We start from the raw sequence: 12,915 nt of genomic DNA, 5'->3' as shown, positions 1-12,915 counted from the left end.
TTGAAATCTATAAAAAACAAACTCTTAGCTGGAATAATATTAATAAATTCAATAATATTAATAGGAATTTTTATATTTAAATTTGGTTTTGAAGACTTCTATATAAAACATACAAGTAAGCTATTAAGTGAATTTGGAAATGAAATTAAAGTTTTAGTAAGTGAAAGTAATGAAGAAAAGTTAAATGACTATATAAATAAATATGGTGAAAGTAAAAATATAAGTGTTGATATATATGATCAATATGATTCACTAACTTTTACAAATAAGTATAGTTCAATGCATGGGCATAGAGGACAGAATTCTCTAAATAAGCCACTAGGTTCAAAAAAAAATCGATGTTCAATAACTCATGAATATAAAGTAGGAAAAAATATATCATCATATATCATGAAAGATAAGTCACAAGGTATTGAATTTTTAGCTACAATAGTGCCAAGTGAGGATGGTTTTTATTCAATAATATGTAAAACACCAATTAGCGCTATAAAAAATAGTGTTGATATCGCATCAAATTTTTTATTAATGATATTTATACCTATAATTACACTAAGTATATTTATGGCGGTATATTTTTCAAATAAATTTACAAAGCCGATAATTAAATTAACTAAAATAAGTAATAAGATGTATAATTTAGATTTTAGTGAAAAAGCAGAGATACAAACAAGAGATGAAATCGAGGAACTTGGAAACAGTATAAATTATCTATCTTATAAAATAAAAATTACTATGAATGACTTAAAATCTAAAAATGAAGAATTAGAAATAATGATAGAAAATAAAATTAAACAAGAGAAACTTAAAAGAGAATTTGTATCGAGTGTATCTCATGAGCTTAAAACACCGATAACGGTTATAAGTGGATATGCTCAGGGACTAAAAAGCAATATTTTAGATAATGAGGAAGATAAAAATTTTTATATTGATGTTATATGTGAAGAAAGTGAAAAGATGGGATTAATGGTAAATGATTTATTAGATTTGTATAAATTAGAGTCAAAAACCTTTAATTTAAAAAAAGAAAAGCTAAATATAAATGAGCTAATAAAAAAAGTAGTTAAAAAACAAGAGTTTGTATTAAAAGAAAAAGAAATAGAGATAATGGTTGATATAGATGAAGAATTAAAAAATGCACCTTATGCTATTGGAGACAAAATAAGGATAGAGCAAGTTTTAAATAATTTAATTGATAATGCAATAAATTATGTTACAAATGAAAATAAAATAAAAGTATATACAGAATTAATAGATGAGGATGTATATATATATATTTACAATAGTGGCAACAAGATAAAAGAAGAAGATTTACAGAAAATATGGTATTCATTTGTAAGATTAGATAAAGCAAGAACTTATAATAGTAATCGAATAGGTTTAGGGCTAGCTATAGTAAAAGAAATAATGGAGCTACATGATGGAGAATGTGGAGCTAAAAACACAGATGATGGAGTAGTATTTTGGATAAAATTAAAAAAAATTAGTTTGTGACATTAGTGTGACATTTGCCTCTTATAATAAAGCTAGATCAAATATTATTGGAGGTAATAAAAATGAAAAAATCATTGATAGCTTTAAGTGTAGTATCATTATTAGGATTAGGAGCATTTACTGTACAAGCTAATGAAAGTGACCAAAATACACCATCAAATAGTAGCATAAAAGAGAATGTAGATAACTCTAATAGAGGTAATGGGTATCAAAAACAAAAAAATAATATGTGTAATAACTTAACAGAAGAACAACAAAAGCTGATAGAAAAGGGATACAATGAATTAACTCAAGAAGAAAAAGACATGTATGATAAATATCATCGAAATCACAAAAAAGATTTAACTGAAGATGAATTAAATAAATATTATCAAATAGTTGATAAAGTTTATAAGTATATGGATGAAGATTTTAAATCACAAGTTAAAGAAAGAAGAGAACAAAGAAAGTTGCATAGAGAAGAAATGCAAAATAATCCTAATAAGGGCAATAGGCATGGAAAAGGAAAAAATTCTTGTAATTAATAGTAAAGGAAAAGCTAAGGTTTTACATACTAAACCTTAGCTTTTTTATGTATAAAGAAAAATAGTGTCCATACAATGAATTAAGTGAAGTGAATTTTTTAATTAAGTCAATATACTTAATATTTAGGTAAAATTGCGTTTATATCAAAACAACCTTTAAAAGTGAAAAATGAAGATAGATTATATTTTTTATCGCTTTTTAAGTTAGATTTAAATCCATATATTAAAACTGGTTTAGAAGAGGAGTAATTTATTAATGTAGGTTTACTCCAGGTTGCGCCGAAATCATATGACTTGCAAGTATATAAGTTATAATACTCTACCCAGTAAGCATATAATATGGAATTAGATTCGACTAAACTAGGGAATAAACACATAATATTAGAACTTAGGTAGTTAGGGTTATAAGTTTTAAAAGTATAATCATCAATATGTAATGAAAAATATCTATATATATATTTTCCGCTGTTATCTTCTGAATATGAAATATGATAAACGCATTCTTTAGATTGAATAACAGATAAATAAATCTTATTTTTTTTTGAGTTTGTTATTTGAATAGGATTAGACCATTTAAGTCTAGTTAAATCAAATGTAGATGTAAAGAGTTCTTCGGAGTTATCTACAACCTTAAAGTAAAATATAGTAGGAATATTATAATTCCAAGTTATTATAAAATTAGTAAGTATATTATGGTTAATATAGTCTATAATATTTTTTTTATATACATTATTTTGCTTATAAATATGAATTAACTTTGTTGGTTTATTTTTGTTAATTACATAATAAATAATATGATTTGAGCCTAATAAATTTTTTATATATGGAAATTTGATAAAATAATTATAATGGTCATATTTAAATATTGTAGTATTAATAAAATTATCATTAGTTATATTTATATTAATTAATTTACCTTTTTTATCATTAATTACTCCATATATAGTATCATTATCAGTTATATCAAACCATGTATCAGCAAAAGAAAAATCTCCATCAATTATAATATCAGAATATAGATTATTAAGATTAGAATCTAATCTATTATATAAAATATGTTTATTAAGATCAAATACATTTATTGTTTTATCTGATTTTCTAATAAATATATACGCATCATTAAAAAAAGACATAACACCCCTCCAAAAAGTACTTATACTAATATTTATATTTTAAAATTAAGCGCTTTATACGTTTATTGAACAAAAATAATAAAATATGCGAATAAACAGTAACACGTATCTACAAATATCCATATATTTTAATAAGAAGAGAAATACTCTTTTTAAAATTTATTAACAGGAGAGGATATTTGACATGGAAGAAAACAAAACTAATCAAGTAAATAATTGCTGTGAAGAATGTGAACCAACACCTCCAACACCGAAGCCAAATAAGTGTGCAAATCAATGTTGTGAACCACTTGAATTTAGATGTCCAGTTGATGTATCAAATGCTAGATGTATACCTGTATTAACAGAAAGAATATATGATTATGTTTGCTTAAAATCAGGTACAATGAAATTAATAAAAGATTTAGTATTTGAAGTTAAAAATAAGCCAGGAGTAGGATATGGTGCAAATGAAATATGTGTAAATGATATATTAGTTGAATATGATTTTATAGGATTAATGAATAGCGATAAAGAGCCATTTTTAAAATCATATATAGACAATCAAGAAATAGATTTTGTACCAGATGATTGTGCCCCTGAGTGTGAATGCTGTGGAAAAGAACTTTATAACTCTTATAAAAATAAAAAATTTATAGCAACTAAACCTAGTTGCTGTATGGATGGTAAAAAAATAAGAATCGCTCAAATAGGAGTAGAGTTTTATGTATGTAATTTAGTAATAACTGTAACTGGAAAAATAGGATGCGAAGACTTTGAAGCATGTACACATTATAGTGGACCAATATTAAACATATCAAATTTAGAAACAACACCATTAGATTTTATAGGTAAAATATGTTTACCAGCAGATCAAAAATGTGTAAATATGAAATTGAACTTTGATGGCTGTATAGGTGTTGATTGTGTATCTCCACAGGAAAAATTTAACCCAGATAAAAATACTAATCCAAATAGAGAATTTAAAGCTGATATATTCTCTTCACTTTTAGTAACAGAAAAAGTTTATGCAATAGTTAAAGAAGAATTAGTTGTATATACAGCACCAGGAAGAATACAATGTAGTGATGGAACTATAAAACCAAGCGGATGCTAATAGCTTAATAAAAATTAAAATATATAAGACCTGTTTAATAAAATAGGTCTTATATATTTTTAATTAAAGTTATATAAAGGGTGTTTTAGTGTAGAATAGGATATTTCTAAAATGTTTTAGCAAGTATTTATGTAATAAGAAAATATTTTAGAACATAAATATAAATTAAATAATTATGATTATATTTAATTAATAAGGGGTGAATTAACATTTGGAAAAATATGAAAATAAGTCTATAGTAGATATATTTATAAAGATAGAGGATATTATTACTAAATTAGCCAATAATTATTGCTTCTCTATATATATAGAGATTAGTACCACAGATGGATCTGAAACGACTTTGGAATTATTAAGTAATGAAAAAAATGAAATAGATATTAGTAATAATATTATAATATATAAAAATGTAGCAATATCTTTAAATGATATAGTTAAAATAAATATACGAGCAGATGAATTAATAAAAGGTAGAATTATGAATGGATTAAAAAACATAGATATATATAATTCTAAATACTTGTATAACTCTAATTATCAAAGAAGAGGTGGAAAAAGACCGAGAGATAAAAATATAGAAGATTATATTTATGATAATAGTAAAAACATAGAATCTATAAGATTAAATAGTAATATAGGCAAAGAAAAAAAGAGTACATTAGCTGAAAATAGTGAGCTATCTCTAGACCTACATAAAACAAAAGTTTTGAAAAATACAAGTGTATCATCACAAAGTAGAGAGGTAGTTAACTCAATTGACATATATTATCAAGATGTAGTAACTGAAATAGATATTGAAAAAATAAATGTTCTAACTGATAAAGCTAAAGAAGTTGAAGTAGCAAAACCTATAAAAACAAAAACTTTAAATGTAGTTACTGATATAAATATAGAAAATCAAGACATTATGATAAATAAATCTAGTACAAATGCAGTAAAAGATATTACAACCAATGAATGTGATGTGATTTCTGATGTATATCCTATATATACGCATGATGTGATAGGAAATATAAATTATAATGATCAAATAATTAAGCCCAAAACTATCGATATATTATGTATAGAACCTGTAAATAAATATGTTGATAAAGAAGATATAAACTCAAAGCCACTAAGATTAGACCCTACAGGTGAAATGTATATAGGCGTTATATTAGATGATGGAACATTTGAACCATTGCAAATATCTAAAAAAACACTAAGCATATTAGATAGTAATGTTGAAAATTTATTAGGCAATATACAATTTGAAAACAATATAAGTCAAGTTGTAAAAGATATAAATAAATCTAAGGAAACATCTATAAAAACGTTAGATGTAGAATATGTAAACAATTTAGTTGAATGTAGGTCTGAAAATATAAAGAATATAAAGGATCTTATAAGTATAAAAAATGAACAATTAAATACTGTTGTAAATGCAGAAGAGACAGTACATGTTATAAGTAAAGAAACTACAGAGGAGATAACTAATATAGGAAATATAAAAAATGAATCAATTAAACAGATAAAATATATAAATAGCGGCTCAGCGATACAATCATTAAATATAGAAAATGATTTTTCTAGTGTGATAGGGGATGCTAGCATAAATACGTCAAATGAGGACTTAGAAAATGATACTGTAGATACAATTGATAAAGATGGTAGTTTATCTAAAGACGATATAATTGGAAATATAGAATACGTAGGTAATGGTATAATGATTGTAGACAATGAAGATTCATGTATAACAATTTATCCAACATCAAAGATAAGTTCAGTAAATATATAGAAAATATTTATTAATGTTTAATTATATAAATATAAGGGCTCTATTTTTATAAATAAAGCCCTTATTTTAAGTTATAAATCAAGAAGTTACAATTTTAGTAAAGCTATATTTAAAGGTTATAAATATTTTTAATAACCTATAAATCCGATTGCATCTAAACAAACAAGGTAAATTCTATGAGTAGATGGAGCTGTACTTGAAAGTACTAATACATTATCTATTTTTCCTAGAACCTTAGCATTAGTGGCAGCTAACCATCCAGCAGTAAAGTTAATAAGATTATTAGAATTGAATTTGTTGAAAATAGCATTAAATATTCCTTTATTACAGCAACAATCTTCACATTTTAATTGACATTTTTTATGGAACTCATCAAGTAATTCAGATAATTCATCTTCCAAATCTTTACTTGGATTATGTTCATAATTAAATACAACAGCCTGCAAATCACATAAAGACATATGATTTAAAGAAAATGAAGGAATTTCAACATCGCTAGGAGTATTATTTGGGATAGGATAAAAGATGTTTGAAGTCGTTCCTAATGAAATTAAGTCACAATTACAAATATCTAAACCTTTAAATGGAACACCAAGATTTGATGGATTATTGATATTATCATTACCTGCAAAATCAGTTCTTATATTAGCACCAACTAAAAATTTCTCACCTATAAAAACAAAATGATCAAAGTCAATTCCTTTTAATCTTCTACTTGATAATAATTCTAAAGCTTTTTTCATACTTTCCTTACAACAGCACTCTTCTTTTTTTTCATGATGTTTAAATTCATGTTCATTAAATTCCCAACCGTTTCTATTTGATTGACAACCAGACATAATGTCACTCCTTATATTTGTAAATTCCATAGGAAATACTTAATAACCTATGTACTATAATATATTAGAAATAATATAAAAAGTTACAAAAAAATATAAAAATCGACATAAAAACAAAAATATACAAATTTTATTTCAATTCAAATATATACAATGTTTATTAAATAATTCATATGAAAAATTTTACAAGAATTTTAAACTGCATTAGTGAAATAATAAATATAGAAATAAAACCAAAAGGATGTGGCAACATGACTCATAAAAAAGTACCTAATAATCAAAAGATGGATAATTATAAAAAAGAAAAATTAGAAGTTGCTGAAGAATTAGGAATAAATGGATGCAACAATACTGAAGTCAATGCAGAGATAGCATCTCAAGGAGATCCAAAGTTTAGTAATAAAACTATGACTAAGCATAGAAATTTAAAAAATGATCAAAAGAATGCTAAAGAATAAATAAAATAAAGGCTGTAGTTTAAATTAAAAAACTATAGCCTTTATTTTTTATGATTTTTATTGATTTTTTTTATGTATTTTTTTTTAACTTTACGCAAATTTTTATTCTCATTATCTTTAAATCCTCTATCGAACACATCCTCAATTTGCCCTGATAAGTATCCTTCATCTTCAAACTTAGCTTTACAAGCAATTCTAGTTTCAGAAGCTAAAGAAATTTCTTCTCCTAAAGAAATTAAAAAGGAACCTAATATACCTAAATCTTCGTCGTTTTCAATTTCTTGAGAAATTATAGCAGCAAATATAGTAACGAGTATAAGATATTGATTAGCTAAATTATTACAGTGATTATTAATATCAAAGTCTCTATAAAAATAATTAGTTTTAGGCATAAGACCTCCATAAAAAAGTAGTACTATTTTATTATATGAACTAACTAAATAAACGTTACATATTCACGTTAAAAATATATAATAGATTAAATCTATAGGCTGATATATTTATATATAAAAAAACTATAATGACTAATATTAATAAATTTTATAATAAAAATGTGTTAATATATCAAGGTTAAGAGCGAAAAAAGAATTTTGGAGGAATAATACATATGAAGTATAATAAACGTTTAGCTATAATAATATCAGTTATGATGATAGGAAGTGCATTTGTAGGATGTTCAAATCAAAAAAATGATCAAGAAAAAAAATCAGAAAGTATAAAAGTAGAACAAAATATAGAATTAACAACTAAAGATGATTATACATACGAAAATAATGATTACTTTACAAGTGTATCTTGGTTAGAAAAAAATATTAAAGACAATAAAAAATTATTTATAATAGACGGAAGAAGTGATAAGGATTATAATAATGGTCATATACCAGGTGCAGTAAATGTACAGTGGCAAGAGTTGGCTAAAATGATTGGAAAATCAGGAGATAAAGATTGGGGCAATTTAATAGATGAAGAGCCAACTTTATATAAAGTTTTAGCTACAATAGGAATACAAAAAGATAGTCAAGTAGTAGTATATGCTAATAAAGATGGTTGGGGAGAAGATGGAAGAATAGTTTGGTGTCTTAAAAGAGTAGGTATAGATGCTAGAATGTTAAATGGCGGATTTGATTTATGGCAAAAAGAAAATAAAGAAATAAGTAAAGATTCAAAAATAGAAAACTCAGAAAATGATTCAAATAAAGAATATATAAAATTAGAAGATATAAAAATAAATAATAATGCTAATATAACAACTGAAGAACTTAAAAAAGAAATTAAAGATGTAAAAATAATAGATACTAGAGAAGAAGATGAATATAAAGGTGCTACTAAGTTTGGAGAGGCAAGAGGAGGCCATTTACCAGGAAGTATAAATATAGCATTTAACAAATTATACAATGAAGATGGTACTATAAAGTCAAATGATGAGATAGATAAAATAATGAAAGAAAATAAAATTGAAAAAACTGATAAGATAGTTACGTACTGTACATCAGGAATAAGATCTGCTCATATGGCACTTGCATTAAAAAATGCAGGATATGGTAATGTTAGAAACTATGATTCTTCATACTATGAATGGGCAGCAGATAAAAATAATGAAGTAGTTAAATAAGTTTGGAGTGAGAAAAATAGAAAATAAGAAAAAATTATTAATAAAGCTATTAGCAATACTAATTGTATTAGGTATATACCTATTTATTCCAACGGTAAAGCAAAATGTAAATCAGATGATATTTTATCTAAGTATGGTTAATTTAGATGCTATAAAAGAATACATTTTATCATTTGGAATATGGGCTCCTATAATATCATTTTTGCTGATGCTACTTCAATCAGTTGCAGCTCCACTTCCAGCATTTTTAATAACATTTGCTAATGCAGCGTTATTTGGGTGGGTTTATGGAGCAATTTTATCTTGGACTAGTGCAATGGCAGGAGCAGCACTTTGTTTTTATATTGCTAAGTTTTTAGGAAGAGATGTTGTAGAAAAATTAACTAGTAAATATGCTCTAGAGAATGTGGATAATTTCTTTGAAAGATATGGAAAACATACTATATTAATAGCAAGGCTTTTACCGTTTATGTCATTTGACCTCGTAAGTTATGCAGCGGGACTTACTTCTATGAGCTTTATGTCATTTTTAATAGCAACAGGAATAGGACAACTACCTGCTACTATTATTTACTCATATGTTGGTGGTATGCTTACAGGATCTTCAAAAATAGTTATGATGGGAATTATGATATTATTTGCTTTAAGCATATTAGCCTTTATGATTAAAAAAATATATAATGAAAAAAATAATAAAACTATAAATTAAAAATAAAAAATGAATTGGCTTTTGCCAATTCATTTTTTATTTAAGCATTTGCTCTTTCTTTTATATTATGAGTGTTCCATGTAAATGACAAGAAGAATATAGCTAATACAGACGAAATGATTAATAATATAAATCCACCATCCCAACTGAATCTATCAACTATAATACCCATTAACATTTCAGCTAAAACTTGACCACCCATATATCCAAATAAACCAGTAAATCCAGCAGCAGTTCCAGCAGCTTTCTTAGGCACTAAATCAAGTGCACTTACACCTATTAACATAACAGGTCCATAAATTAAAGCACCTATTGATGCTAAAGCACAGTTGATAGCAATTGGACTTGAACTTTTCCAGTATATAAATGTAGCTATAGTAACACCAATCATACAAATTATACCTATAGGAGCACGTCTACCATGAAATATGTGATCACTTATCCATCCAACTAGTATAGTACCTGGTATAGCGGCATATTCAAACAATGCGAATGCAATAGATGAATCTTTTGGGTTGAAGTTTTTAACTTCTTGTAAATAAGTAGGAACCCAGTTTATAACTCCATATCTAACTAAATATACAAAAACGTTTGCAAGAGCTATACACCATAAGAACTTATTGTTTAAGACATATTTAAATAATATTTCTTTTGCTGTAAGTTCAGATTCAGCATCTTCAACTTCTACATCATATTCAGGATAGTCATTTTTATATTCTTCAATAGGTGGTAACCCAACTGATTGTGGAGTATCTCTTGCAAATACTATGTAAATAAAACCACCAATTATAGCTATAATGCCAGGTAAGTAAAAAGCACCTTTCCAAGTTCCAAATAAAGATACGCCTATTAATACAACAGTAGCAATGAAACCTCCACCTATATTATGAGCAGTATTCCAAATTGACATCTTTACACCACGTTCACTATCAGAAAACCAGTGAGTCATTATTCTACCGCAAGGAGGCCATCCCATTCCTTGGAACCATCCATTAAGCAACATTAAAATAAACATAAAGGTAATATTCGTAGCATTTGGTAGGAATAAGTTTGTTACCCCTGATAATATAAGACCGATTGCTAAGAAGTATCTTGGATTAGATCTGTCAGAAACATTTCCCATTACGAATTTACTGATTCCGTAAGAAAGGCCTAATGCAGATGCAACAAATCCAATTTGAGTTTTGCTGAAACCTTGATCTAAAAGATAAACCTTAGATAATGCAAAGTTGCTTCTAACAAAGTAATAAATAAGATAACCAACATAAATACTTATAAACATCTGAATACGATACCTCTTATAAGTAGCTGGTATCTTTTCTTCAGATAACCTTTCAACAGAAGGTGCTGGCTTTAAAAAATTAAACATTTAATATTTCCCCCCTTTTTTGCACAAAAAAGTCAAGCCTATACTAGAAAAGATAACTATATAAAGTTATTTCTAGTTATGTGCTTGACTCCTGTTCTCTATTGCACTTGTATTAAATTAAGTTTAAAAGTTCTTCTCAAAATAAATGTAGCATACTACTTTTGTTAATTCAATATCAGAAGAAAAATTTATATAATTTAAACTATTTAGAAAACTTACAATCTAAATGATATTCTTATGTATTCTTATAAAATAGAAAAAATCTATACTTACAAAAGTAAATATAGAAAAAAACATAATATAAATAACTGTGTTTTTTAGGTTTTATATTTAAAATATGTTAAAATAACAAGATTGAGGTTATATTTTTTAAATTTAAAATAAATATTTAATTTTAAAAATAATTATAGGCTAGAAAGGAGAGAGATATGGGTAAATTATCGTTTAAGTTTCATCAATTAAACAGTAATAATAAAATATTTAGAAAAACATTTTTAAATGATAATAGCAATGTTATATTTATGCCAGGATGTAGTTTAAGTGGATATAGACAAGATATTATTATAAAAATATATGAGTATTTAAAAAAACATATAGATGATTTAGGGATTAGTTTGTCATGTTGTTACAAGCCAAGTATTATGATAAAAGATTATGACTCGTTTAACAAGTATTATAAAACTTTAGATAATATGCTAAATGATAATAATATAAAAGAAGTTATAACAGCTTGTCCTAATTGTTATAAAACTATAAAAGAAAATTCTAAAAATATCAAGGTAACCTTTTTATTAGAATTTATAAAAGAAAAAGGTATTGATAAAAAATTACTCAACAACTACATAGATATAGAGGAAATTTTTATAATTCAAGATTCTTGTGCAGTAAGAGGTAATGAGTCTATATATGAAAGTTGTAGATTTATATTAAATCAATTAGGAATTAAGTATATAGAATTTGAAAAAAATAAAAAAAATTCAAATTGCTGTGGATCTATATTTGTAGATGATAACAAAAGAGTAGAGCAAATAAAAAGAAGATGTGAACAAACTGATTGTGATAACGTAATATCTTATTGTGAAACATGTGCTAAATCTATGTTAGAAGGTGGGAAGAATTCTATTCATATACTAGATTTATTATTCAATGAAGATGTTGTAAACAAAAAAATGTTCACTCAAAAACATATATCTAGTTTTAAAACTTGGGAAAATAGATATAAGGCAAATTATAGGAGAAATTATGAATAAAAATTTAAAGAAAATACTATTACTAATTACAGTTATATTTTTTATATTTATATCATCTAAAATTATAAAAAACAATATTGATATATATACAATTAGAGATTATATAAACTCTTTTAAAATATTTGCGCCAATAGTATACATTGTAATGTTTGCTATCGTTCCTTTAACATTTTTCCCAGATTCTATATTAGCCATATCATCGGGTCTTATTTTTGGATTTTATAAAGGATATATATATACTACAATCGGTGCTTTGTTAGGAGGCAGTATTGCATTTTTTCTAGCAAGATATATAGGGTATGATTTGCTAAAGAAAATTTCTAATGATAAGTTGTCAAAGATAGAAAAATTAATAAACGCAAATGGATTTTATATAATATTTTTATTAAGATTAATTCCGCTTTTTCCATTTGATATAATAAGCTATGGAGCGGGACTTACTAGTGTTGACTATAAACAATTTTTATTAGCTACATTACTTGGAACAATACCTGGAATTGCAGTATTTACTAATATAGGATCAAGTGCTTTGGATATAAGTAGTACAAGTTTTTATATATCAATAGCTATGCTTATATTACTTTTTGCAATATCAATATTACTTAAAAAGAAGTTTTTAAATAATAAATTAAAAGAAATCGATTAAGAAAGGGTATA

13 protein-coding genes are annotated in these 12,915 nt (G+C 25.3%); 9 read left to right on the top strand and 4 right to left on the bottom strand.

Translation table 11 applies throughout. The annotated features are described in order from the left end of the window. Together NWE74_RS04355 and NWE74_RS04350 are read left to right on the top strand one after the other, a co-directional pair. Positions 1-1,491 (top strand): sensor histidine kinase, encoded by a 1,491-nt coding sequence (locus NWE74_RS04355; protein ID WP_258242010.1) that lies wholly within the window; start codon positions 1-3, stop codon positions 1,489-1,491. Positions 1,492-1,553: 62 nt separating this feature from the next. Then, positions 1,554-2,015, top strand: coding sequence for a hypothetical protein (locus NWE74_RS04350; protein ID WP_258242009.1), 462 nt, complete (start codon positions 1,554-1,556; stop codon positions 2,013-2,015). Between the two features lie 116 nt (positions 2,016-2,131). Here NWE74_RS04350 and NWE74_RS04345 read toward each other — a convergent pair whose 3' ends face one another. Continuing rightward, positions 2,132-3,148 carry a hypothetical protein gene (locus tag NWE74_RS04345; RefSeq protein ID WP_258242008.1) on the bottom strand — a complete coding sequence of 339 codons (1,017 nt, stop codon included), beginning with the start codon at positions 3,146-3,148 and terminating at the stop codon, positions 2,132-2,134. A 184-nt stretch (positions 3,149-3,332) separates the two neighbouring features. Between NWE74_RS04345 and NWE74_RS04340 the strand changes: the two genes are divergently transcribed. Continuing rightward, positions 3,333-4,244: a hypothetical protein gene (locus NWE74_RS04340; protein WP_258242007.1), complete on the top strand. Its 912-nt coding sequence runs from the start codon at positions 3,333-3,335 to the stop codon at positions 4,242-4,244. Between the two features lie 211 nt (positions 4,245-4,455). Continuing rightward, positions 4,456-6,021 carry a hypothetical protein gene (locus NWE74_RS04335; protein ID WP_258242006.1) on the top strand — a complete coding sequence of 522 codons (1,566 nt, stop codon included), beginning with the start codon at positions 4,456-4,458 and terminating at the stop codon, positions 6,019-6,021. 128 nt (positions 6,022-6,149) lie between these two features. On the opposite strand, the gene NWE74_RS04330 is transcribed toward NWE74_RS04335, so the two are convergent. Further along, positions 6,150-6,860 carry a CotA family spore coat protein gene (locus tag NWE74_RS04330; RefSeq protein ID WP_258242005.1) on the bottom strand — a complete coding sequence of 237 codons (711 nt, stop codon included), beginning with the start codon at positions 6,858-6,860 and terminating at the stop codon, positions 6,150-6,152. A 251-nt stretch (positions 6,861-7,111) separates the two neighbouring features. Between NWE74_RS04330 and NWE74_RS04325 the strand changes: the two genes are divergently transcribed. After that, positions 7,112-7,318: a hypothetical protein gene (locus NWE74_RS04325; RefSeq protein ID WP_258242004.1), complete on the top strand. Its 207-nt coding sequence runs from the start codon at positions 7,112-7,114 to the stop codon at positions 7,316-7,318. 41 nt (positions 7,319-7,359) lie between these two features. Here NWE74_RS04325 and NWE74_RS04320 read toward each other — a convergent pair whose 3' ends face one another. Beyond that, on the bottom strand, positions 7,360-7,710 hold the full coding sequence (locus NWE74_RS04320) for a hypothetical protein (RefSeq protein ID WP_258242003.1): 351 nt from the start codon (positions 7,708-7,710) through the stop codon (positions 7,360-7,362). A 215-nt stretch (positions 7,711-7,925) separates the two neighbouring features. Here NWE74_RS04320 and NWE74_RS04315 point away from each other — a divergent pair, with 215 nt between their 5' ends. Together NWE74_RS04315 and NWE74_RS04310 are read left to right on the top strand one after the other, a co-directional pair. Next, entirely contained in the window at positions 7,926-8,930 is a 1,005-nt protein-coding gene (locus NWE74_RS04315) for a sulfurtransferase (protein ID WP_258242002.1), read from the top strand. Between the two features lie 7 nt (positions 8,931-8,937). Then, positions 8,938-9,639 carry a TVP38/TMEM64 family protein gene (locus NWE74_RS04310; RefSeq protein ID WP_330666288.1) on the top strand — a complete coding sequence of 234 codons (702 nt, stop codon included), beginning with the start codon at positions 8,938-8,940 and terminating at the stop codon, positions 9,637-9,639. Between the two features lie 40 nt (positions 9,640-9,679). Here NWE74_RS04310 and glpT read toward each other — a convergent pair whose 3' ends face one another. After that, the gene (gene glpT / locus NWE74_RS04305) at positions 9,680-11,008 is read right to left on the bottom strand and encodes a glycerol-3-phosphate transporter (RefSeq protein ID WP_258242001.1); all 1,329 of its coding nucleotides are present in this window, start codon (positions 11,006-11,008) and stop codon (positions 9,680-9,682) included. 428 nt (positions 11,009-11,436) lie between these two features. Between glpT and NWE74_RS04300 the strand changes: the two genes are divergently transcribed. Together NWE74_RS04300 and NWE74_RS04295 are read left to right on the top strand one after the other, a co-directional pair. Further along, positions 11,437-12,258: a (Fe-S)-binding protein gene (locus NWE74_RS04300; RefSeq protein WP_258242000.1), complete on the top strand. Its 822-nt coding sequence runs from the start codon at positions 11,437-11,439 to the stop codon at positions 12,256-12,258. Then, positions 12,251-12,904 (top strand): TVP38/TMEM64 family protein, encoded by a 654-nt coding sequence (locus NWE74_RS04295; RefSeq protein WP_258241999.1) that lies wholly within the window; start codon positions 12,251-12,253, stop codon positions 12,902-12,904. The genes NWE74_RS04300 and NWE74_RS04295 overlap by 8 nt, the downstream gene beginning before the upstream one ends. Positions 12,905-12,915: the final 11 nt, after the last annotated feature.

Origin of the sequence: Romboutsia lituseburensis, assembly GCF_024723825.1 — a bacterium.
GTDB classification, from domain to species: domain Bacteria; phylum Bacillota; class Clostridia; order Peptostreptococcales; family Peptostreptococcaceae; genus Romboutsia_F; species Romboutsia_F lituseburensis_A.
Note: the sequence above shows the minus strand (reverse complement) of the source record. Positions and strands in the feature narration are given on the sequence as shown.

Excerpts from the sequence above, each read along its gene's own strand:
- NWE74_RS04340 (WP_258242007.1), top strand. The coding sequence starts at position 3,333 with ATGGAAGAAAACAAAACTAATCAAGTAAATAATTGCTGTGAAGAATGT.
- NWE74_RS04315 (WP_258242002.1), top strand. The coding sequence starts at position 7,926 with ATGAAGTATAATAAACGTTTAGCTATAATAATATCAGTTATGATGATA.
- glpT (WP_258242001.1), bottom strand. The coding sequence starts at position 11,008 with ATGTTTAATTTTTTAAAGCCAGCACCTTCTGTTGAAAGGTTATCTGAA.
- NWE74_RS04295 (WP_258241999.1), top strand. The coding sequence starts at position 12,251 with ATGAATAAAAATTTAAAGAAAATACTATTACTAATTACAGTTATATTT.
- NWE74_RS04330 (WP_258242005.1), bottom strand. The coding sequence starts at position 6,860 with ATGTCTGGTTGTCAATCAAATAGAAACGGTTGGGAATTTAATGAACAT.
- NWE74_RS04325 (WP_258242004.1), top strand. The coding sequence starts at position 7,112 with ATGACTCATAAAAAAGTACCTAATAATCAAAAGATGGATAATTATAAA.
- NWE74_RS04350 (WP_258242009.1), top strand. The coding sequence starts at position 1,554 with ATGAAAAAATCATTGATAGCTTTAAGTGTAGTATCATTATTAGGATTA.
- NWE74_RS04300 (WP_258242000.1), top strand. The coding sequence starts at position 11,437 with ATGGGTAAATTATCGTTTAAGTTTCATCAATTAAACAGTAATAATAAA.
- NWE74_RS04345 (WP_258242008.1), bottom strand. The coding sequence starts at position 3,148 with ATGTCTTTTTTTAATGATGCGTATATATTTATTAGAAAATCAGATAAA.
- NWE74_RS04320 (WP_258242003.1), bottom strand. The coding sequence starts at position 7,710 with ATGCCTAAAACTAATTATTTTTATAGAGACTTTGATATTAATAATCAC.